General features: G+C 32.2%; 17 protein-coding genes. 13 read left to right on the top strand and 4 right to left on the bottom strand.

From position 1 onward, the window contains the following. Positions 1-346 precede the first annotated feature (346 nt). Positions 347-955, bottom strand: coding sequence for a glycerol-3-phosphate 1-O-acyltransferase PlsY (plsY, locus tag HMPREF3247_RS09450; RefSeq protein WP_000972779.1), 609 nt, complete (start codon positions 953-955; stop codon positions 347-349). 205 nt (positions 956-1160) lie between these two features. On the opposite strand from plsY, the gene parE reads away from it, so the two are divergent. The 7 genes from parE (at position 1161) to mprF (ending at position 12961) form a co-directional block, all read left to right on the top strand. Continuing rightward, entirely contained in the window at positions 1161-3152 is a 1992-nt protein-coding gene (gene parE / locus HMPREF3247_RS09445; protein ID WP_001548666.1) for a DNA topoisomerase IV subunit B, read from the top strand. Then, complete coding sequence (gene parC / locus HMPREF3247_RS09440; protein WP_001289569.1) at positions 3152-5554, top strand: DNA topoisomerase IV subunit A; 2403 nt, start codon at positions 3152-3154, stop codon at positions 5552-5554. The genes parE and parC overlap by 1 nt, the downstream gene beginning before the upstream one ends. Positions 5555-5803: 249 nt before the next feature. Then, a complete protein-coding gene (locus HMPREF3247_RS09430) occupies positions 5804-7264 on the top strand; it encodes a glutamine transporter AlsT (RefSeq protein WP_000651160.1) in 1461 nt (486 codons plus the stop codon). A gap of 499 nt (positions 7265-7763) precedes the next feature. Further along, on the top strand, positions 7764-8615 hold the full coding sequence (glcT, locus tag HMPREF3247_RS09425) for a glucose PTS transporter transcription antiterminator GlcT (RefSeq protein WP_000505015.1): 852 nt from the start codon (positions 7764-7766) through the stop codon (positions 8613-8615). Beyond that, complete coding sequence (locus HMPREF3247_RS09420) at positions 8590-8757, top strand: hypothetical protein (RefSeq protein ID WP_001788758.1); 168 nt, start codon at positions 8590-8592, stop codon at positions 8755-8757. Before glcT ends, HMPREF3247_RS09420 begins: the two co-directional genes overlap by 26 nt. After that, positions 8750-9958, top strand: coding sequence for a cell elongation protein CozEb (gene cozEb, locus HMPREF3247_RS09415; RefSeq protein ID WP_001004752.1), 1209 nt, complete (start codon positions 8750-8752; stop codon positions 9956-9958). The genes HMPREF3247_RS09420 and cozEb overlap by 8 nt, the downstream gene beginning before the upstream one ends. 480 nt (positions 9959-10438) lie before the next feature. Beyond that, positions 10439-12961, top strand: coding sequence for a bifunctional lysylphosphatidylglycerol flippase/synthetase MprF (gene mprF, locus HMPREF3247_RS09410; RefSeq protein ID WP_001071152.1), 2523 nt, complete (start codon positions 10439-10441; stop codon positions 12959-12961). Positions 12962-13163: 202 nt separating this feature from the next. Here mprF and msrA read toward each other — a convergent pair whose 3' ends face one another. Next, positions 13164-13673 carry a peptide-methionine (S)-S-oxide reductase MsrA gene (gene msrA, locus HMPREF3247_RS09405; RefSeq protein ID WP_001024830.1) on the bottom strand — a complete coding sequence of 170 codons (510 nt, stop codon included), beginning with the start codon at positions 13671-13673 and terminating at the stop codon, positions 13164-13166. A 136-nt stretch (positions 13674-13809) separates the two neighbouring features. Between msrA and HMPREF3247_RS09400 the strand changes: the two genes are divergently transcribed. Beyond that, positions 13810-14793, top strand: coding sequence for an LCP family protein (locus HMPREF3247_RS09400; protein ID WP_000356975.1), 984 nt, complete (start codon positions 13810-13812; stop codon positions 14791-14793). Positions 14794-14880: 87 nt separating this feature from the next. Here HMPREF3247_RS09400 and HMPREF3247_RS09395 read toward each other — a convergent pair whose 3' ends face one another. Beyond that, positions 14881-15066, bottom strand: coding sequence for a 2-hydroxymuconate tautomerase (locus tag HMPREF3247_RS09395; RefSeq protein WP_001123276.1), 186 nt, complete (start codon positions 15064-15066; stop codon positions 14881-14883). A gap of 147 nt (positions 15067-15213) precedes the next feature. On the opposite strand from HMPREF3247_RS09395, the gene HMPREF3247_RS09390 reads away from it, so the two are divergent. Continuing rightward, positions 15214-16476 (top strand): Y-family DNA polymerase, encoded by a 1263-nt coding sequence (locus tag HMPREF3247_RS09390; protein ID WP_000283016.1) that lies wholly within the window; start codon positions 15214-15216, stop codon positions 16474-16476. Positions 16477-16612: 136 nt separating this feature from the next. Here the strand turns inward: HMPREF3247_RS09390 and HMPREF3247_RS09385 are convergent, their stop codons facing one another. Next, positions 16613-17704 (bottom strand): prephenate dehydrogenase, encoded by a 1092-nt coding sequence (locus HMPREF3247_RS09385; protein WP_000214263.1) that lies wholly within the window; start codon positions 17702-17704, stop codon positions 16613-16615. 164 nt (positions 17705-17868) lie between these two features. Between HMPREF3247_RS09385 and HMPREF3247_RS09380 the strand changes: the two genes are divergently transcribed. The 4 genes from HMPREF3247_RS09380 to trpD all read left to right on the top strand — a co-directional run bounded on the left by HMPREF3247_RS09380 (position 17869) and on the right by trpD (position 22365). Next, positions 17869-18900, top strand: a complete 1032-nt coding sequence (locus tag HMPREF3247_RS09380; protein ID WP_000433354.1) for a M42 family metallopeptidase — start codon at positions 17869-17871, stop codon at positions 18898-18900. A 491-nt stretch (positions 18901-19391) separates the two neighbouring features. Further along, positions 19392-20798 carry an anthranilate synthase component I gene (locus HMPREF3247_RS09375; protein WP_000350980.1) on the top strand — a complete coding sequence of 469 codons (1407 nt, stop codon included), beginning with the start codon at positions 19392-19394 and terminating at the stop codon, positions 20796-20798. Beyond that, positions 20795-21361 (top strand): anthranilate synthase component II, encoded by a 567-nt coding sequence (locus HMPREF3247_RS09370; RefSeq protein ID WP_000604819.1) that lies wholly within the window; start codon positions 20795-20797, stop codon positions 21359-21361. The genes HMPREF3247_RS09375 and HMPREF3247_RS09370 overlap by 4 nt, the downstream gene beginning before the upstream one ends. A 5-nt stretch (positions 21362-21366) precedes the next feature. Then, entirely contained in the window at positions 21367-22365 is a 999-nt protein-coding gene (gene trpD, locus HMPREF3247_RS09365) for an anthranilate phosphoribosyltransferase (RefSeq protein WP_000173825.1), read from the top strand.

Here is a 22365-nt window from a genome sequence, read left to right as displayed (position 1 = left end):
GGGAGTGGGCCAACTTGTATTATTTGTGGAATTTCTTATCGAAATTCTCTGTGTTGGAGCCCACCCCAACCTGCTCATTATTGTAAGCTGAATTTCCATAAGCTTCTATGTTGGGACCCCCCGACCAGAATTGAAAAAACCTAGTTATAAGCGCATTTCGTTCGGTTAACTACAGCTAATATAACATTGTGGAGCCTATGACATTGATTTATGTCTCGGTATCAAATGTTCTTGTAAAAAAACTAAGTATAGTTGAATTTTAAGTTAAAAAAATTGTTTTTGCAAAAATAAAATAATCCATCAACTGCAAAAAAATATGCAATGATGGACTAATGTCAAAAAATTGTTACATCCATTTTATTTTAGGTTCTTCGCCTCTAAAAATCCTTGCGATATTAGAGCGATGTCTAATTATCAATATGATTGAAACTAAGAAACTAACGACTAATAAAATATAGTCTTGAATGATAAGCGAGCCAATCACACAGCAAATTGCTGCAACGATACTTGCTAAAGAAACATATTTAAAAATCTTCAATACAATAAAGAAGATAATTGCAAGTATTAGTAAAAGTATCGGATTGACTCCCAAGACGACACCTGCACTAGTTGCAACAGCTTTGCCACCTTGGAATTTTAAATAAACAGGATAAACGTGTCCAAGTATAGCGAATAAGCCAACAATTAAACCATTTGTAAAAAAAGTACTAATAGGGCCATCTGCGTGAACTGGTAACCATAAAGGGAAGAAAACAGTTATGAACCCTTTGAAAATATCTAGAAATGTTACCAAGAATCCTGCAGGACGACCTAATACTCTAAAGCTATTAGTAGCGCCAGTATTACCACTACCAAATTGTCTAATATCTTTTTTGAAAAATAATTTTCCAATTACGAATCCACTTGGGAAAGCGCCGATAAGATAACTTAGTAGTAACATGACGATTATCATCATAAATATTACACATCCTTTAATATCTTAGGACTATTTTATCATATTCGTTTAAATTACGGCTAAAAATTTTAAAAACGGGGATTAATATATGGAATTAAGCTATGAAAGTTAATTGATACTTGCATTTTACGCTGATTTATATAAGAATAACTATTGTATAGTTTTAAAAACGAACGTACGTTTGCAGGAGGCGAAATCATTGGCAATGAATAAACAAAATAATTATTCAGATGATTCAATACAGGTTTTAGAGGGGTTAGAAGCAGTTCGTAAAAGACCTGGTATGTATATTGGATCAACTGATAAACGGGGATTACATCATCTAGTATATGAAATTGTCGATAACTCCGTCGATGAAGTATTGAATGGTTACGGTAACGAAATAGATGTAACAATTAATAAAGATGGTAGTATTTCTATAGAAGATAATGGACGTGGTATGCCAACAGGTATACATAAATCAGGTAAACCGACAGTCGAAGTTATCTTTACTGTTTTACATGCAGGAGGTAAATTTGGACAAGGCGGCTATAAAACTTCAGGTGGTCTTCACGGTGTTGGTGCTTCAGTTGTAAATGCATTGAGTGAATGGCTTGAAGTTGAAATCCATCGAGATGGTAATATATATCATCAAAGTTTTAAAAACGGTGGTTCGCCATCTTCTGGTTTAGTGAAAAAAGGTAAAACTAAGAAAACAGGTACCAAAGTAACATTTAAACCTGATGACACAATTTTTAAAGCATCTACATCATTTAATTTTGATGTTTTAAGTGAACGACTACAAGAGTCTGCGTTCTTATTGAAAAATTTAAAAATAACGCTTAATGATTTACGCAGTGGTAAAGAGCGTCAAGAGCATTACCATTATGAAGAAGGAATCAAAGAGTTTGTTAGTTATGTCAATGAAGGAAAAGAAGTTTTGCATGACGTGGCTACATTTTCAGGTGAAGCAAATGGTATAGAGGTAGACGTAGCTTTCCAATATAATGATCAATATTCAGAAAGTATTTTAAGTTTTGTAAATAATGTACGTACTAAAGATGGTGGTACACATGAAGTTGGTTTTAAAACAGCAATGACACGTGTATTTAATGATTATGCACGTCGTATTAATGAACTTAAAACAAAAGATAAAAACTTAGATGGTAATGATATTCGTGAAGGTTTAACAGCTGTTGTGTCTGTACGTATTCCAGAAGAATTATTACAATTTGAAGGACAAACGAAATCTAAATTGGGTACTTCTGAAGCTAGAAGTGCTGTTGATTCAGTTGTTGCAGACAAATTGCCATTCTATTTAGAAGAAAAAGGACAATTGTCTAAATCACTTGTGAAAAAAGCGATTAAAGCACAACAAGCAAGGGAAGCTGCACGTAAAGCTCGTGAAGATGCTCGTTCAGGTAAGAAAAACAAGCGTAAAGACACTTTGCTATCTGGTAAATTAACACCTGCACAAAGTAAAAACACTGAAAAAAATGAATTGTATTTAGTCGAAGGTGATTCTGCGGGAGGTTCAGCAAAACTTGGACGAGACCGCAAATTCCAAGCGATATTACCATTACGTGGTAAGGTAATTAATACAGAGAAAGCACGTCTAGAAGATATTTTTAAAAATGAAGAAATTAATACAATTATCCACACAATCGGGGCAGGCGTTGGTACTGACTTTAAAATTGAAGATAGTAATTATAATCGTGTAATTATTATGACTGATGCTGATACTGATGGTGCGCATATTCAAGTGCTATTGTTAACATTCTTCTTCAAATATATGAAACCGCTTGTTCAAGCAGGTCGTGTATTTATTGCTTTACCTCCACTTTATAAATTGGAAAAAGGTAAAGGCAAAACAAAGCGAGTTGAATACGCTTGGACAGACGAAGAGCTTAATAAATTGCAAAAAGAACTTGGTAAAGGCTTCACGTTACAACGTTACAAAGGTTTGGGTGAAATGAACCCTGAACAATTATGGGAAACGACGATGAACCCAGAAACACGAACTTTAATTCGTGTACAAGTTGAAGATGAAGTGCGTTCATCTAAACGTGTAACAACATTAATGGGTGACAAAGTACAACCTAGACGTGAATGGATTGAAAAGCACGTTGAGTTTGGTATGCAAGAGGACCAAAGTATTTTAGATAATTCTGAAGTACAAGTGCTTGAAAATGATCAATTTGATGAGGAGGAAATCTAGTGAGTGAAATAATTCAAGATTTATCACTTGAAGATGTTTTAGGTGATCGCTTTGGAAGATATAGTAAATATATTATTCAAGAGCGTGCATTGCCAGATGTTCGTGATGGTTTAAAACCAGTACAACGTCGTATTTTATATGCAATGTATTCAAGTGGTAATACACACGATAAAAATTTCCGTAAAAGTGCGAAAACAGTCGGTGATGTTATTGGTCAATATCATCCACATGGAGACTCCTCAGTGTACGAAGCAATGGTCCGTTTAAGTCAAGACTGGAAGTTACGACATGTCTTAATAGAAATGCATGGTAATAATGGTAGTATCGATAATGATCCGCCAGCGGCAATGCGTTACACTGAAGCTAAGTTAAGCTTACTAGCTGAAGAGTTATTACGTGATATTAATAAAGAGACAGTTTCTTTCATTCCAAACTATGATGATACGACACTCGAACCAATGGTATTGCCATCAAGATTTCCTAACTTACTAGTGAATGGTTCTACAGGTATATCTGCAGGTTACGCGACAGATATACCACCACATAATTTAGCTGAAGTGATTCAAGCAACACTTAAATATATTGATAATCCGGATATTACAGTCAATCAATTAATGAAATATATTAAAGGTCCTGATTTTCCAACTGGTGGTATTATTCAAGGTATTGATGGTATTAAAAAAGCTTATGAATCAGGTAAAGGTAGAATTATAGTTCGTTCTAAAGTTGAAGAAGAAACTTTACGCAATGGACGTAAACAGTTAATTATTACTGAAATTCCATATGAAGTGAACAAAAGTAGCTTAGTAAAACGTATCGATGAATTACGTGCTGACAAAAAAGTCGATGGTATCGTTGAAGTACGTGATGAAACTGATAGAACTGGTTTACGAATAGCAATTGAATTGAAAAAAGATGTGAACAGTGAATCAATCAAAAATTATCTTTATAAAAACTCTGATTTACAGATTTCATATAATTTCAACATGGTCGCTATTAGTGATGGTCGTCCAAAATTGATGGGTATTCGTCAAATTATAGATAGTTATTTGAATCATCAAATTGAGGTTGTTGCAAATAGAACGAAGTTTGAATTAGATAATGCAGAAAAACGTATGCATATCGTTGAAGGTTTGATTAAAGCGTTGTCAATTTTAGATAAAGTAATCGAATTGATTCGTAGCTCTAAAAACAAGCGTGACGCTAAAGAAAACCTTATCGAAGTATACGAGTTCACAGAAGAACAGGCTGAAGCAATTGTAATGTTACAGTTATATCGTTTAACAAACACTGACATAGTTGCGCTTGAAGGTGAACATAAAGAACTTGAAGCATTAATCAAACAATTACGTCATATTCTTGATAACCATGATGCATTATTGAATGTCATAAAAGAAGAATTGAATGAAATTAAAAAGAAATTCAAATCTGAACGACTGTCTTTAATTGAAGCAGAAATTGAAGAAATTAAAATTGACAAAGAAGTTATGGTGCCTAGTGAAGAAGTTATTTTAAGTATGACACGTCATGGATATATTAAACGTACTTCTATTCGTAGCTTTAATGCTAGCGGTGTTGAAGATATTGGTTTAAAAGATGGTGACAGTTTACTTAAACATCAAGAAGTAAATACGCAAGATACCGTACTAGTATTTACAAATAAAGGTCGTTATCTATTTATACCGGTTCATAAATTAGCAGATATTCGTTGGAAAGAATTGGGGCAACATGTATCACAAATAGTTCCTATCGAAGAAGATGAAGTGGTTATTAATGTCTTTAATGAAAAGGACTTTAATACAGATGCATTTTATGTTTTTGCGACTCAAAATGGTATGATTAAGAAAAGTACAGTGCCTCTATTTAAAACAACGCGTTTTAATAAACCTTTAATTGCTACTAAAGTTAAAGAAAATGATGATTTGATTAGTGTTATGCGCTTTGAAAAAGATCAATTAATTACCGTCATTACTAATAAAGGTATGTCATTAACGTATAATACAAGTGAACTATCAGATACCGGATTAAGGGCAGCTGGTGTTAAATCAATAAATCTTAAAGCTGAAGATTTCGTTGTTATGACAGAAGGTGTTTCTGAAAATGATACTATATTGATGGCCACACAACGCGGCTCGTTAAAACGTATTAGTTTTAAAATCTTACAAGTTGCTAAAAGAGCACAACGTGGAATAACTTTATTAAAAGAATTAAAGAAAAATCCACATCGTATTGTAGCTGCACATGTAGTGACAGGTGAACATAGTCAATATACATTATATTCAAAATCAAATGAAGAACATGGTTTAATTAATGATATTCATAAATCTGAACAATATACAAATGGCTCATTCATTGTAGATACAGATGATTTTGGTGAAGTAATAGACATGTATATTAGCTAAAAACTATATGCAATCACGAAATTAAATGATAAAATACAGTAATGTTAAATTTTGACTAAATTCAAGGGATTTATATTAAATGCTGACCAAGTACTTATCGTTAAATTAGCGATATACTTTGACCAAACTAATATAAATCTCTTGTATTGTATAAGAAATGATGATGTATCTCTATATTTACTGAAGTTTCAATTCGGTCTAATTTTATAGAAGGTACATGATTCATGTAGAGGATGCGAGGGGTTTATTTTGAAAGATTTCGATAGTTTAATACCTGGATGGTTTAAAGAATTTGTCCATGTTGGTACCGATTTAATATGGTCTCAATATTTAATTGGTCTATTATTGACAGCTGGATTCTTCTTTACGATTAGTTCTAAATTCGTTCAATTACGAATGTTACCTGAAATGTTTAGAGCTTTAGTAGAACGTCCAGAAACTTTAGAAGATGGTAAGAAGGGTATTTCGCCATTCCAAGCATTTGCGATTAGTGCTGGTTCGAGAGTTGGTACTGGTAATATTGCTGGTGTTGCGACTGCGATTGTTTTAGGCGGTCCAGGTGCAGTATTTTGGATGTGGGTTATTGCATTTATAGGTGCAGCGAGTGCATTTATAGAAGCGACTTTGGCTCAGGTTTATAAAGTACATGATAAAGATGGTGGATTCCGTGGTGGTCCAGCTTACTATATTACTAAAGGTTTAAATCAAAAATGGCTAGGTATCGTATTTGCGATTTTAATTACAATTACATTTGCATTTGTATTTAACACAGTGCAATCTAATACAATTGCGGAGTCGTTAAATACGCAATATAATATTAGTCCAGTAATCACAGGTATTATTTTAGCAATCGTAACAGCTATTATTATATTTGGTGGTGTACGTAGTATTGCTACGTTATCTTCGTTAATTGTACCGATTATGGCTATCATTTACATTGGTATGGTTTTAGTAATATTGCTATTTAATTTAGATCAAATTGTTCCTATGATAGGTACGATTATTAAAAGTGCATTTGGTATCGAACAAGTAACTGGTGGCGCTGTAGGTGCTGCGGTTCTTCAAGGTATCAAACGTGGTTTATTCTCTAACGAAGCTGGTATGGGTTCTGCGCCGAATGCAGCGGCAACTGCTGCCGTACCACACCCTGTTAAGCAAGGTTTAATCCAATCATTAGGTGTGTTCTTTGATACAATGTTGGTTTGTACAGCAACTGCAATCATGATTTTACTATATTCAGGATTGAAATTTGGTGATAACGCACCTCAAGGTGTTGCAGTTACTCAATCAGCACTTAATGAGCATTTAGGTTCTGCTGGAGGTATTTTCTTAACAATAGCAGTTACACTGTTTGCATTTTCATCTGTGGTAGGTAATTACTATTACGGTCAATCTAATATTGAATTTTTATCAACAAACCGTGTAATATTATTTATCTTTAGATGTCTTGTTGTAGTACTTGTCTTTGTCGGTGCAGTTGTAAAAACAGAAACAGTATGGAATACGGCAGACTTATTTATGGGCTTAATGGCAATTGTAAACATTATTTCCATTATAGGACTGTCCAATGTAGCTTTTGCATTGATGAAAGATTATCAAAAGCAGAAAAAAGAAGGCAAGAACCCTGTCTTTAAACCTGAAAACTTAGAAATTAACTTATTTGGAATTAGTGCTTGGGGCGCTAACAAATATAAGAACTCTGATAAATAAATATTTTTAATGTAACGATTCATTATATAAAAATCAAATAAACCCTGAGGTTTTCAAATTAAAGCGAAAATCTCAGGGTTTTAAATTTGTACTCAATAATCATCTGTATCATTACACTAGTTAATCTAAGATTTGATTATATATTAATATAGTAAGGTTGAGATTTATTTCCTCCATTGGTGTGCAAAGACTATACCATTGATAAGACATATTGTTGGATAGATGAATATAAATTTATTTTAGCTTTGCACAATTTAATAGTACGTTTTAGTTTGTATTGAGTATTAATTCAGATAATATATAAATAAATAGAATTATTTGTAAATATGGGAGTCAGATTTTTTTATTATAGTTATTCCACTTTGAGAGGCATCGAAATTAAATTAAGATATATCATATAGGATAGGCGTGTAATAGAACACAAGTATTTAAATTATTATACTTTCAAGTTAGACATTTCCGATATATAATCTTAATAATAGAAAAATAGGTGATGATAATGGGAGAATATATTGTTACTAAAACATTGAACAACAATGTCGTAGTATGTACTAATAATGATCAAGAAGTTATTTTAATCGGTAAAGGTATTGGTTTTAACAAAAAAGAGGGAATGGCGTTAAACGACCAAACTATTACAATAGAGAAAATTTATAAATTAGAAAGTGAGCAACAAAAAGCACATTATAAAAGTTTAGTTGAAATCGCTGATGATAATGTATTACAAGTAATTATTGATTCGTTGAATTTTATTTCTAATACTGCGATGAATGTTGATTCAAAACAACTTGTAGTTTCATTAACGGATCATATTATATTTGCTTATAAACGCTTAAAACAAAATCAAGTTATTAGCAATCCATTTGTTATGGAAACTATGCAGTTATATAGTGATGCATATCATATTGCTAAACAGGTGATTGATCAGTTAAATGCAGCATTAGATGTACATTTTCCTGAAGATGAGATAGGATTTATTGCATTACATATTGCATCTAATACAGAAGATTTATCTATGCATGAGATGACCTTGATCAATAATGTTATTAAAAAAGGTATAGATATCATTGAATCAGACCTTGTGACAACTGTTGATAAGGAATCATTACAATACCAACGTTTTATAAGGCACGTACAATTTTTAATTCGCCGATTAAGAAGAAAAGAATATATACATGCACAAGATGATTTTGTGTCTATGATTAAAAATCACTATCCGATTTGCTATAACACAGCATATAAAATTTTAACTATGATACAAAAACAATTTGATGTTAATATCAGTGAGTCTGAAATTATATATTTAACATTACACATTCATCATTTTGAAGAAAGGATTAATCAATCCTAAATTAAGTGTATTACACGGGCGTTTCGTTACTGTAAAGGGTATTTGTATGGTATCATTGATGTTAGTAATTTTACATAAGTGGACTGTTTTTATACAACATCTTATGAATATTTTAAGTGGTGGTGAATCTATAATTGAATGAAAATGAAAAGAATATAAGAAAGAATTTTTTAAAATTTACCGAATCACGGTATATGAAGTTTGTTGGTGGGAATGATTTAGTCTTCTCATTAATAGCGCTAGTATTGTTGGGTATTGTTATTTTTATTTTCGAAAAAGTATCATATGTTTTTGATCCTTTTATCATCGTTTTTAAGACGATAGCAGCACCTATCATCGTCTCTTTAATTCTATTCTATCTATTTAACCCAATCGTAAATATGATGGAACGTTATAGAATACCAAGAGTTGCAGGTATTTCTATTATTTATCTAGCTGTAGTAGGTGTTATTACGTTAATTGTTAATTTATTGATACCTATTATTGGTTCGCAAGTAGATAGTTTAGTTAAAAATTCACCGCAATATCTAGAAAAATTAATTAATTCTATTGATAAAATAGCAAATAATACGTTTTTCTCTTCGTATTATAGTCAAATTAATGATTGGTTAAATTCTTTACCTAAGAAAATACCATCTATGTTAAGTGAATTTACAGATGGCTTTGGGTCTAAAATTGCAACGTTTGCAGAAACGATTGCTAATATTGGCGTTGTGATTGTCACAACACCATTTGTACTATTCTTTATGCTTAAAGATGGACATCACTTCAAAGAATTTTCAACGAATATTATGCCACCGAAATTCCGAAAAGATTTTCATGATCTACTTGAAAAAATGAGTGTTCAAGTTGGTTCATACATTCAAGGACAAATTATCGTTTCATTCTGTATCGGTATACTGTTGTTTATCGGTTATTCGGTTATCGGGTTGAAATATAGCTTAGTATTAGCTAGTATTGCGGCAGTTACAAGTGTTGTACCATATTTAGGGCCTACTATAGCGATTTCTCCAGCTATTGTAATAGCTGCTATAACATCGCCGTGGATGCTCTTAAAATTAGCAGTAGTATGGACTTTAGTACAATTTGTTGAAGGGCACTTCATTTCACCAAATATCATGGGTAAAACACTTAAGATTCATCCACTTACAATCATTTTCATTTTACTGTGTGCAGGCAAATTGCTTGGTATTGTAGGCGTTATTTTAGGTATTCCGGGATATGCTATTTTAAAAGTATTAGTTACTCATTTATTCCAATTATTTAAACGTCGATACAATCGTTTCTATGGTAATGATGTAGGTGAATATGATATTAAAGAAAGTAATAAAATAGTTGAATAAGTAATAAAAAATACCAATGACTATATGTTTGTTGGTATTTTTTATGGTGCTTATAATGTTGGGCAGTTACATTTATGATTATCAGCACATGTTTAGCTTATAAATTTTTACGAAAGTTTAGCCGTTTATAAAGCACATGCATAATGAAACGAGTATTTGCCACTTGATTAGTACTTCATTATTATGTCGAAAATAAAAACAAGTGGTATTTTTAATATATTAAGAAGCACTCATAATCGGCTGTTAATTAATAATATTTTTCATAAGTATTGATTCATCATTTTCTTTATGTTAAATATGAATCAGTATAGATAACCATATTGTTCTGTTTGAGATAGAAATATTTTCTATTTACTTCTTAATACAGATGTCAATATGACAAAAGTGTTATATAAATCAAAGGTAAATGATATGCTATTTTTATGGTTTATATGATATATTTTGATTTATAACAGAAATAATTAGAATTGATGTGAAAAAATGAATCAGGAAGTTAAAAACAAAATATTTTCAATCTTAAAAATTACGTTTGCTACAGCTTTATTTATTTTTGTAGTAATCACATTGTATCGGGAGTTATCTGGTATTAACTTTAAAGATACGTTGGTTGAATTTAGTAAGATTAACCGTATGTCCTTGGTTTTACTATTTATTGGTGGTGGGGCATCGCTTGTTATTCTATCAATGTATGATGTGATTTTATCTAGAGCTTTAAAAATGGATATATCCTTAGGCAAAGTTTTAAGAGTAAGTTATATCATCAATGCATTGAATGCGATTGTAGGTTTCGGTGGCTTTATTGGTGCAGGCGTTAGAGCAATGGTTTATAAAAACTATACGCATGATAAAAAGAAATTAGTTCACTTTATATCCTTAATACTTATTTCAATGTTGACAGGTTTAAGCTTATTATCATTGTTAATTGTATTCCATGTTTTCGATGCATCTTTAATCTTAGATAAGATTACATGGGTAAGATGGGTATTATATGTAGTGTCATTTTTCTTACCATTATTCATTATTTATTCAATGGTTAGACCACCCGATAAAAACAATCGTTTTGTAGGATTGTACTGCACTTTAGTGTCGTGTGTTGAATGGTTAGCAGCTGCAGTTGTATTATATTTCTGTGGTGTAATTGTTGACGCTCATGTATCATTCATGTCCTTTATTGCAATATTTATCATTGCTGCATTATCAGGTTTAGTCAGCTTTATTCCTGGTGGTTTCGGCGCTTTCGATTTAGTTGTATTACTAGGATTTAAAACTTTAGGTGTCCCTGAGGAAAAAGTATTATTAATGCTACTTCTATATCGTTTTGCGTACTATTTTGTACCGGTAATTATTGCATTAATTTTATCATCATTTGAATTTGGTACATCAGCTAAGAAGTACATTGAGGGATCTAAATACTTTATTCCTGCTAAAGATGTTACGTCATTTTTAATGTCTTATCAAAAGGATATTATTGCTAAAATTCCATCATTATCATTAGCAATTTTAGTATTCTTTACAAGTATGATCTTTTTTGTAAATAACTTAACGATTGTTTACGATGCTTTATATGATGGAAATCACTTAACGTATTATATTCTATTGGCAATTCATACTAGTGCTTGTTTATTACTTTTACTGAATGTAGTTGGTATTTATAAGCAAAGTAGACGTGCCATTATCTTTGCTATGATTTCAATTTTATTAATCACAGTGGCGACATTCTTCACTTACGCTTCATATATTTTAATAACATGGTTAGCTATTATTTTTGTTCTGCTTATTGTAGCTTTCCGTAGAGCACGTAGGTTGAAACGCCCAGTAAGAATGAGAAATATAGTTGCAATGCTTTTATTCAGTTTATTTATTTTATATGTTAACCATATATTTATTGCTGGAACGTTATATGCATTAGATATTTATACGATTGAAATGCATACATCTGTATTGCGCTATTACTTCTGGCTTACGATTTTAATCATCGCTATCATCATAGGTATGATTGCATGGTTGTTTGATTATCAATTTAGCAAAGTACGTATTTCTTCTAAAATTGAAGATTGCGAGGAGATTATTAATCAGTACGGCGGTAATTATTTGAGTCACTTGATATATAGTGGTGACAAGCAGTTTTTCACTAATGAAAATAAAACAGCATTTTTAATGTATCGTTATAAAGCAAGTTCATTAGTGGTTCTTGGAGATCCGTTAGGTGATGAAAATGCCTTTGATGAATTGTTAGAAGCATTCTATAATTACGCTGAGTATTTAGGCTATGATGTTATATTCTATCAAGTTACAGATCAACACATGCCTTTATATCATAATTTCGGTAACCAATTTTTCAAATTAGGTGAAGAAGCAATTATTGATTTAACGCAATTTTCAACTTCAGGTAAAAAACGCCGTGGATTTAGAGCGACTTTAAATAAATTCGATGAACTTAATATTTCGTTCGAAATTATTGAACCACCGTTTTCAACTGAATTTATAAATGAACTTCAACATGTAAGTGATTTATGGCTAGATAATCGTCAGGAAATGCATTTCTCTGTTGGTCAATTTAATGAAGAATACTTATCTAAAGCGCCAATTGGTGTAATGCGAAATGAAGAAAATGAAGTAATTGCATTTTGTAGTTTAATGCCAACATACTTTAATGATGCCATTTCAGTCGATTTAATTAGATGGTTGCCAGAGTTAGATTTACCATTAATGGATGGTCTATACTTGCATATGTTACTTTGGAGTAAAGAACAAGGTTATACAAAATTTAATATGGGTATGGCAACGTTATCGAACGTTGGTCAATTGCATTATTCATATTTAAGAGAACGACTTGCAGGCCGTGTCTTTGAACATTTCAACGGTCTATATCGTTTCCAAGGATTACGTCGTTATAAATCTAAATATAATCCGAATTGGGAACCACGCTTTTTAGTTTATCGTAAAGATAATTCGCTTTGGGAATCACTTTCTAAAGTAATGCGTGTAATACGTCACAAATAATTAAAATCCAAGTGCTAAGAGGTATACAGTTATGCCTGATGCGCTTGGATTTTTTGGTTTCTATAAAGAATGATTTATAAAAAACGGTACAGATAAGAATATTTAAGTTTCCTATCTGTACCGTATTTTAATATTGAAATGAGCTAAAGTTAAGTCGCCTAACTTTTATTATCAGTCCAATCAGTTTCATCAAGTATAAATGTTATTGCTTATTTTTGTATTCTTGGCGTATTTTTTGTTCTTCTGCATAGCGCTCTGGATTTTTCTTATAAAAATCTTGGTGATAGTCTTCGGCTTTGTAAAATTGTGACGCTGGTAATATTTTTGTTGCAATTGCCTTATCAGCATTAATCGTATTTTTAAGCTGCTCGATATAAGTCTCAGCGAGTTCTTTTTGATGATCATTAGTGTAGAAAATAGCTGTTTGATATTGAGGACCACGGTCTTGATATTGACCACCTGTATCTAATGGGTCAATGACTGAGAAAAATATTTCTAATAACTTATTGTATGAGAATAATGCAACATCATATTGAATTTCAACAGTTTCTAAATGACCACTCGTACCTGATTTTACTTGTTCGTAAGTAGGATTTTCAATATGTCCGCCCATATATCCAGAAGTTACTTTTTCTATGCCGTCAAAGGTGTCAAATGGTTTCGTCATACACCAAAAGCAACCTCCGGCAAAATAAGCTGTATTAATATTCATTTTTGACATCCTTTCATTAGACCTTAGTACGATTTATTAAGAAATCACTTGCTTTTTGAATTGTTTTTATATAACGTTAATATGTGATTATTATAGTACACAAAAATCTATTTTTGAAGATATAAGGTAGGTAAATATGGATAAAGAAACTAATGACAACGAATATAGACGTCAAAGTGAACATCGCACTTCGGCGCCTAAGCGAAAAAAGAAGAAGAAAATTAGGAAATTACCTATCATTCTTCTGATTGTTGTAATTTTACTTATCGCATTAGTTGTATATATTGTACATAGTTACAATAGCGGTGTAGAATATGCCAAGAAACATGCGAAAGATGTTAAAGTACATCAATTTAATGGACCAGTAAAAAATGATGGTAAAATTTCTATTCTTGTACTCGGTGCAGATAAAGCACAAGGTGGACAATCAAGAACAGATTCTATCATGGTTGTTCAATATGACTTTATCAATAAAAAGATGAAAATGATGTCTGTCATGCGTGATATTTATGCAGATATTCCAGGATATGGAAAACACAAAATTAATTCAGCATACGCTTTAGGTGGTCCAGAGCTACTTAGAAAAACACTTGATAAAAATTTAGGAATTAATCCTGAATATTATGCAGTAGTTGATTTTACTGGATTTGAGAAAATGATTGATGAATTAATGCCTGAAGGTGTACCAATTAATGTCGAAAAAGATATGTCGAAAAATATTGGTGTATCTTTGAAAAAGGGTAACCATAGGTTGAATGGTAAAGAATTACTTGGTTATGCAAGATTCCGTCACGACCCTGAAGGTGACTTCGGACGCGTGCGACGTCAGCAACAAGTGATGCAAACATTGAAAAAAGAAATGGTTAATTTTAGAACAGTTGTTAAATTACCAAAAGTTGCAGGTATTTTAAGAGGCTATGTGAATACAAACATTCCTGATTCAGGGATTTTCCAAACAGGTTTGAGTTTTGGTATCCGAGGTGAAAAAGATGTTAAGTCATTGACTGTGCCAATCAAGAACTCATACGAAGATGTCAATACAAATACTGATGGTAGTGCATTACAGATTAATAAAAACACAAATAAACAAGCTATTAAAGACTTTTTAGATGAAGATTAAAAATAAACAAGGCGATTTCTATCATACTCAGATAGAAGTCGCCTTGTTCGTTTTCAAAGAATTAATTGGCATGCATCTTATGAAGAATTATTGATCTGACTTTCTTACGCCAGCCACACCATAATGGTTTGGTTTCATTTCTTCTATAACAACGTGAATTGCTTGTCTATTTGCCCCCGTTGTTTTTTCTACGGCGTCAGTTACTTCGCTAACTAAATTTTTTAATTGTTCATCCGAACGACCTTCTAATAATTTTACATTGACGATTGGCATCATCCAAACCTCCTAATCATTATTAATTTGAGTATATCATGTAATACTTAAAAATTCATTTGCAAAATAACAGAACATTTGTTCTAAAATAGTTGAAATAGAACACGTGTTCGTATATAATAAGATTCAAGTAAGGGAGGAATAACAGTGTATAATTATCATTTATTAGAAGATAGGGATGTTCTATGTATTGACCAAAAAAGTTTTTTTGCGAGTGTTTCTTGTATTGAAAAGGGGCTAGATCCATTAGAAACAAAGCTAGCTGTTGTTGCAGATACTAAGCGTCAGGGTTCTGTAATATTGGCTGCGACACCTAAATTAAAAGAATTAGGCATCAAGACAGGGTCGCGATTGTTTGAAATACCACATAGAAATGATATTTACATTATCAATCCAAGTATGCGTAAATATCTTAATGTTTCAGTTGCTATTTCTAAGATTGCATTGCGTTATATTCCACCTGAAGATTTACACCAATATAGTATTGACGAATTTTTTATGGATGTTACTGATAGCTATCATAGATTTAGTTCTACAGTACATGCATTTTGCGAAAGACTTAAACGTGAAATTTATGAAGAAACAGGCATTTATTGTACTGTGGGCATTGGTTCTAATATGTTATTAAGTAAAATTGCTATGGATGTTGAAGCGAAGCATAGTCAAAATGGTATAGCTGAATGGCGATATCAAGATGTACCAACGAAATTATGGCCAATTCAGCCCTTGCGAGATTTTTGGGGTATTAATCGTCGAACAGAAGCCAAATTGAATAAAAGAGGAATTTTTACTATAGGAGATTTAGCGAAATATCCATATAAATTTTTAAAAAAAGAGTTCGGTATTTTAGGTGTTGATATGCATCTACATGCGAATGGGATAGATCAGAGTAAAGTACGTGAAAAGCACAAGATCAGCAATCCATCGATATGCAAAAGTCAAATATTAATGAGAGATTATCATTTTGATGAAGCAAAAGTAGTAATGCAAGAGTTAATTGAAGATGTTGCTAGCAGAGTTCGAGCAAGAAAAAAAGTGGCAAGAACGATACATTTTGCCTTTGGCTATAGTGATGAAGGCGGTGTACATAAGCAATATACTTTGAAAGATCCAACAAACTTAGAAAAAGATATTTATAAAGTAGTAATGCATTTCGCAGATAAATTATGTAATAAACAAGCACTATATCGTACGCTAAGTATATCTTTGAGTCAATTTATTAATGAGGATGAGCGACAGTTAAGTCTGTTTGAAGATGAATACCAACGCAAACGTGACGAATGTCTAGCTAAAACGATAGACCAATTACATTTGAAATACGGCAAAGGTATTGTGTCCAAAGCAGTATCGTTTACAGAAGCAGGTACAAAACACGGCAGATTAGGTTTAATGGCTGGACATAAAATGTAATGACTATACGGTTTAAGTAATATATAACTGTGATTCGTATAAAATAAGTCTCTAAAGATAAATATTTCATATATCACAATAGATTTTCACAATAATATCTAAGAATACATGGAATTTATCAAAAGAGACTTAATAATTATTGGATATAACAATCAAAATCACTCAATGCTTGCATACCGCGTTCTCGGTCAGTAGGGTTTTTGAAACTAATTTTTAAAGCACCGTATATATCTTCGCGTACTTCTAAGATTCTTAAGTTGCTTATAGATATGTTATGTAAACTCAGGATATAAGTCACTTTACTTATCATACCTGATTCATCCGGAATGTCTACATATAGATCATACGCAGTATTTAGTCCACCTAGTTGTTTAGCGGGTAGTGCGTCGCGATACGATTTAGCTTGGGCAAAAAATGATAACAATTTTTCAGAATCATTGCTTTCAATTAGTCTTTCTAAATCTTGAAACTGACTTTTTAGCTGTCGAATCATTTCTAAAATATACGTTTTATTACTCAAGGTGATATCTTTCCACATTTGTGCATTACTACTAGCTATACGAGTGATATCACGAAAACCACCAGCTGCAAGTTTATTAACTAAATGATGTTCTTGACCGTTCTTTTGACTAACATGAACTAAACTAGATGCAACGATATGAGGTAAATGACTTACGACGCTTGTTACGTAGTCGTGTTCTTCAGCAGTAGTTACAATAAATTTAGCAAGAGTAGGTGATAACAGTTCTTTTAACGTGTTTGCTGCTTGCTCATTTCTTGGCTCATTGTAGACTAAAATATAATAAGCGTTTTCAAATAAGTGCTTTTTAGCATTTAGTACACCAGATTTATGACTACCAGCCATTGGATGACCACTGACTAAATGAATATTATGCTTTAATAAATTGCATTCGTGTTGCTGTATCATTGCTTTAGTACTACCAGTATCAGAAACAATAACACCAGGTTTAGTTGGCATATCTATAAGCTCGCTAAGATATTTATTTGTGATAGCAACAGGTGTTGCATAAATAATTACATCGGCTTTTTTAATAGCTTCACTATAATTTAAACATTTTTCATTAATAATGCCGATTGATTTAGCTTTATCTAACTGAGAAGTATCTGCATCGTATGCAATAATATTAGTATTAAGGTTATGGTATTTTATATTGCTAGCAAGACTTCCACCAATTAATCCAAGCCCAACAAATAAAACTGTTGTCATATAAATCACCTTATTTCGAAATTTTCAGAATAATAACATTGTAAATGAGCTGTTGACACAGTGCAATAGTAAATAAAAATCGATAATAGCATTAATAGATAAACGGAGATAAATCATCTACAATAAAGAGTATAGTAACACAATGGCAACGGAGGGGTAAATCAATGGAACCAATATTAGAAATGATTAAAACATTAACAGGTATTAATAGTCCTTCAGGAGACACAGAAGAAGCAATTCAATTTGTCGAAAAATATGCAAAAGACTTGGGTTATCAAACAACACTAACAAATAAAGGTGCGTTATTAATAACAGTGCCAGGCAAAAATGATGAAGTACAACGCTGTATTACTGCTCATGTTGATACTTTAGGTGCAATGGTTAAAGAAATTAAAGAAGATGGTCGCTTAGCAATAGAATTAATTGGAGGATTCACGTATAACGCGATTGAGGGTGAATATTGCCAAATTAAAACTGATGCTGGTCAAATATATACAGGAACAATTTGTCTGCATGAAACAAGTGTTCATGTATATAGAAATAATCATGAAATACCTAGAGATCAAAAGCATATGGAAATAAGAATTGATGAAGTAACTACATCAGAAGAAGATACAAAGAGTTTAGGTATTTCAGTAGGTGATTTTGTTAGCTTTGATCCACGTACAGTTATCACGTCATCAGGTTTTATTAAATCTCGTCATTTAGATGATAAAGCTAGCGTAGCGATGATACTACAATTACTAAAGAAATTAAAAGAAGAGCAAATAATATTACCACATACAACGCAATTTTATATTTCTAATAACGAAGAAATAGGTTACGGTGCAAATGCATCAATTGATTCGAAAATCAAAGAATATATTGCATTAGATATGGGCGCGTTGGGAGACGGTCAAGCATCGGATGAATATACAGTTTCTATTTGTGCCAAAGATGCTTCAGGTCCATATCATAAGCAATTGAAATCGCACCTAGTTAATCTTTGCAAAATAAATAACATTCCATATAAAGTAGACATATATCCATATTATGGTTCAGATGCTTCAGCAGCTTTACATGCTGGTGCGGATATCAGACATGGTTTATTTGGCGCTGGCATTGAATCATCTCATGCAATGGAACGAACACATATTGATTCTATTAAAGCGACAGAGAAATTACTATATGCATATTGCTTATCACCAATTGAGTAAACAATTAGTGTTGACAAATGTGAACGACCTATGTAATATAATGAACTATAAAAATAATTAGAATTTTCTAAAGAAATAGTAGCAGATATGAAACGTAGCAAATAGAAAGCTAATGGGTGATGGGAATTAGCACGCCATATCTTGTGAATTGGACTTTGGAAAACAATTGAATGAGTTTTGAAAGTGAACATGAATTATGTTAACTAAGGTGGCACCACGGTAACGCGTCCTTACAGGTATATGCGTTATGTGGTGTCTTTTTATTTAGACAAAATGTAGTAGTTAATTAAAGGTAGCAACAGAAAGTTAGTGGATGATGTGAACTAACACCGAGATTAATGAAATTGGGTTTTGTCTGCAACAGAAAAATTATATATAGTAAAGAGTGAACTATGAATATTTCGAATATTCGGTTAATTTAGGTGGTACCACGCGTCAGCGTCCTTTATATTGATAAGGATGCTGGCGCTTTTTTGAAAGGAGCGTATAGAATGGATATATTTTATAAAAAAATAAAAGCAAATGTAACGCCCGAAGTTTTAGCACAACTTCATTCCAAGAAGATCATTTTGGAAAGTACAAATCAACAACAAACTAAAGGTCGCTATTCAGTTGTTATTTTTGATATTTATGGCACTTTAACTTTAGATAATGATGTATTATCAGTAAGTACTTTAAAAGAATCGTATCAAATCACTGAAAGACCGTACCATTATTTAACGACTAAAATAAATGAAGACTACCATAATATTCAAGATGAGCAACTTAAGTCATTACCATTTATATCTGGATATGTTGGGACGTGTAGCTTTGATTTAGTAAGACATGAATTTCCTAAATTGCAATCAATACAATTAGAAGATCACAAGCAGCACGATGTAAGGTTATATATGGTTGAACAAGTTTATGTATTTGACCATTACAAAGATGAGTTATATATCATCGCGACGAATCAATTTTCAAATTCAACAAAATCAGATCTTGAGAATCGAGTTAATAAGTCTATCGAAGACTTAACTAAAATCCAACCATTCATGCCTACACAAGATTTTGATTTTAAAACTAAAGAAATTCAATCAAATATTTCTGAAGAAAGATTTATCGAAATGATTCAGTATTTCAAAGAGAAAATAACAGAAGGGGATATGTTCCAAGTTGTGCCATCAAGAATTTACAAATATGCGCATCATGCTAGTCAGCATTTAAATCAACTTTCGTTTCAACTGTATCAAAATTTAAAACGACAAAACCCAAGTCCATATATGTATTATCTTAATATCGATCAACCATATATTGTCGGTAGTTCTCCCGAAAGTTTCGTAAGTGTCAAAGATCAAATTGTAACAACTAATCCTATTGCAGGTACGATTCAACGTGGTGAGACGACACAAATAGATAATGAGAATATGAAACAACTACTTAATGATCCTAAAGAATGCAGCGAACATCGTATGCTAGTTGATTTAGGTCGTAATGATATTCATAGAGTAAGTAAAATCGGTACTTCAAAAATTACTAAATTAATGGTTATTGAAAAATATGAACATGTTATGCATATCGTAAGTGAAGTCACAGGTAAAATAAATCAAAATTTATCGCCAATGACAGTTATTGCGAATTTATTACCAACAGGTACCGTTTCAGGTGCACCAAAATTACGTGCAATTGAAAGAATATATGAACAATATCCACATAAACGGGGCGTTTATAGTGGTGGTGTTGGATACATAAATTGTAATCATAACTTAGATTTTGCATTAGCAATTCGAACGATGATGATAGATGAGCAGTATATCAACGTAGAAGCTGGTTGTGGCGTTGTATATGATTCTATTCCTGAAAAAGAACTGAATGAAACGAAATTGAAAGCTAAAAGCTTATTGGAGGTGAGCCCATGATCTTAGTTGTAGATAATTATGATTCCTTTACATATAACCTAGTGGATATTGTTGCTCAACATACTGACGTCATTGTTCAATACCCTGATGATGATAATGTGCTGAATCAATCGGTGGACGCTGTTATTATATCTCCTGGTCCAGGGCATCCATTAGACGATCAACAGTTGATGAAAATCATATCAACCTATCAACACAAACCCATCTTAGGTATTTGTTTAGGGGCTCAGGCACTGACTTGTTACTACGGTGGAGAGGTGATTAAAGGCGACAAGGTTATGCACGGAAAAGTTGATACACTAAAGGTTATATCGCATCATCAACATCTGTTATATCAAGATGTTCCAGAACAGTTTTCAATTATGAGATATCATTCATTAATAAGTAACCCTGACAATTTTCCAGAAGAATTGAAAATTACTGGACGTACCAAAGATTGTATACAGTCATTTGAGCATAAAGAAAGACCGCATTACGGTATTCAGTACCATCCTGAATCATTTGCTACAGACTATGGTGTCAAAATAATTACAAATTTTATTAATCTAGTGAAGGAAGGGTGAAAACCATGACATTACTAACAAGAATAAAAACTGAAACTATATTACTTGAAAGCGACATTAAAGAGCTAATCGATATACTTATTTCTCCTAGTATTGGAACTGATATTAAATATGAATTACTTAGTTCCTATTCGGAGCGAGAAATCCAACAACAAGAATTAACATATATTGTACGTAGCTTAATTAATACAATGTATCCACATCAACCATGTTATGAAGGGGCTATGTGTGTGTGCGGCACAGGTGGTGACAAGTCAAATAGTTTTAACATTTCAACGACTGTAGCTTTTGTCGTAGCTAGTGCTGGCATAAAAGTTATAAAACATGGTAATAAAAGTATTACCTCAAATTCAGGTAGTACGGATTTGTTAAATCAAATGAACATACAAACAACAACTGTTGATGATACACCTAACCAATTAAATGAAAAAGACCTTGTATTCATTGGTGCAACTGAATCATATCCAATCATGAAGTATATGCAACCAGTTAGAAAAATGATTGGAAAGCCTACAATATTAAACCTTGTGGGTCCATTAATTAATCCATATCACTTAACGTATCAAATGGTAGGCGTCTTTGATCCTACAAAGTTAAAGTTAGTTGCTAAAACGATTAAAGATTTAGGTAGAAAACGTGCAATCGTTTTACATGGTGCAAATGGTATGGATGAAGCAACACTATCTGGTGATAATTTGATATATGAATTGACTGAAGATGGAGAAATCAAAAATTACACATTAAATGCGACTGATTATGGTTTGAAACATGCGCCGAATAGTGATTTTAAAGGTGGTTCACCTGAAGAAAATTTAGCAATCACACTGAATATCTTGAATGGTAAAGATCAGTCAAGTCGACGTGATGTTGTCTTACTAAATGCGGGTTTAAGCCTTTATGTTGCAGAGAAAGTGGATACCATCGCAGAAGGCATAGAACTTGCAACTACATTGATTGATAATGGTGAAGCATTGAAAAAATACCATCAAATGAGAGGTGAATAA

It is taken from the genome of Staphylococcus sp. HMSC36A10 (genome assembly GCF_001838845.1).
Lineage (GTDB): Bacteria > Bacillota > Bacilli > Staphylococcales > Staphylococcaceae > Staphylococcus > Staphylococcus aureus.
The sequence above is the reverse complement of the archived record's forward strand: the minus strand, read 5'-3'. Positions and strand labels throughout refer to the sequence as shown.

Excerpts from the sequence above, each read along its gene's own strand:
- plsY (WP_000972779.1), bottom strand. The coding sequence starts at position 955 with ATGATGATAATCGTCATGTTACTACTAAGTTATCTTATCGGCGCTTTC.
- parE (WP_001548666.1), top strand. The coding sequence starts at position 1,161 with ATGAATAAACAAAATAATTATTCAGATGATTCAATACAGGTTTTAGAG.
- glcT (WP_000505015.1), top strand. The coding sequence starts at position 7,764 with ATGGGAGAATATATTGTTACTAAAACATTGAACAACAATGTCGTAGTA.
- mprF (WP_001071152.1), top strand. The coding sequence starts at position 10,439 with ATGAATCAGGAAGTTAAAAACAAAATATTTTCAATCTTAAAAATTACG.
- msrA (WP_001024830.1), bottom strand. The coding sequence starts at position 13,673 with ATGAATATTAATACAGCTTATTTTGCCGGAGGTTGCTTTTGGTGTATG.
- HMPREF3247_RS09400 (WP_000356975.1), top strand. The coding sequence starts at position 13,810 with ATGGATAAAGAAACTAATGACAACGAATATAGACGTCAAAGTGAACAT.
- HMPREF3247_RS09395 (WP_001123276.1), bottom strand. The coding sequence starts at position 15,066 with ATGCCAATCGTCAATGTAAAATTATTAGAAGGTCGTTCGGATGAACAA.
- HMPREF3247_RS09385 (WP_000214263.1), bottom strand. The coding sequence starts at position 17,704 with ATGACAACAGTTTTATTTGTTGGGCTTGGATTAATTGGTGGAAGTCTT.
- HMPREF3247_RS09380 (WP_000433354.1), top strand. The coding sequence starts at position 17,869 with ATGGAACCAATATTAGAAATGATTAAAACATTAACAGGTATTAATAGT.
- HMPREF3247_RS09375 (WP_000350980.1), top strand. The coding sequence starts at position 19,392 with ATGGATATATTTTATAAAAAAATAAAAGCAAATGTAACGCCCGAAGTT.
- HMPREF3247_RS09370 (WP_000604819.1), top strand. The coding sequence starts at position 20,795 with ATGATCTTAGTTGTAGATAATTATGATTCCTTTACATATAACCTAGTG.
- trpD (WP_000173825.1), top strand. The coding sequence starts at position 21,367 with ATGACATTACTAACAAGAATAAAAACTGAAACTATATTACTTGAAAGC.